We start from the raw sequence: 356 nt of genomic DNA on the forward strand, positions 1-356 counted from the left end.
CTGACGGCCCACGGCCCCACCTGTTCGGCGAGCAGCTTGAGCAGCTTGCGCTCGGCCAGCACGAACCCCAGCCGCACTCCGGCCAGGCCGAAGAATTTGCCGAACGAGCGCAGCACGATCAGGCCGACTTGATGGGCCTGGCCCGCCAGGCTCAGTTGCGGGGTGATGTCCATGAAGGCTTCATCCACCACCAGCCAGCCGCCGCGTTGGGCCAGGCGAGCATGCCAGTCCAGCAGGCGTTGCGGCGTCAGGCTCAGGCCGGTGGGGTTGTTGGGGTTGACCACCACCAGCACGTCGAGGCTGTCGAGGAAGAAGTCGACTTCCTGCTCCAGCACTTCGCGCACGATGTAGCCGGC

At 66.9% G+C, this 356-nt stretch carries 1 protein-coding gene; it reads right to left on the reverse strand.

What is annotated here, in order from left to right; genetic code table 11:
• A partial coding sequence (locus tag HX846_RS39000) for an aminotransferase class I/II-fold pyridoxal phosphate-dependent enzyme (RefSeq protein WP_178967673.1) occupies positions 1-356 on the reverse strand: 356 nt, incomplete at both ends.

The organism is Pseudomonas sp. K5002, from assembly GCF_013386655.1.
Taxonomy (GTDB): Bacteria; Pseudomonadota; Gammaproteobacteria; order Pseudomonadales; family Pseudomonadaceae; genus Aquipseudomonas.